Raw genomic sequence first — 267 nt, forward strand, 5'->3', positions numbered from 1 at the left:
GCGATTTGATTGTATACACAACCGTGTCTCCCACTTCATACGCTTCCTTGTCTGCTTCTAGGTTCGTCGCTGTTTTCTCGGATTCCAGTTTAGGATCCTTTGGATCAACTGTTATATCCGTCTTCGGCTCATCTGGTGTTTCCACGTTGTCTCCTGTTACAGCAGCCACGTTTTCGATTTTCTTACCGGACTGACCAGATTCAATCTTCGCTTGGAATGTCACGGTACGCCATTCGGTGTCATTTACATTACCGAAGTCGGCTGTGA

The 267-nt window shown here is 46.8% G+C and carries 1 protein-coding gene; it reads right to left on the reverse strand.

Annotated features, from left to right (window positions below; translation table 11 throughout):
- A partial coding sequence (locus CHH91_RS20715) for a hypothetical protein (protein ID WP_176465864.1) occupies positions 1 to 267 on the reverse strand: 267 nt, incomplete at both ends.

It is taken from the genome of Virgibacillus sp. 7505 (assembly GCF_002272135.1).
Lineage (GTDB): Bacteria > Bacillota > Bacilli > Bacillales > Amphibacillaceae > Terribacillus.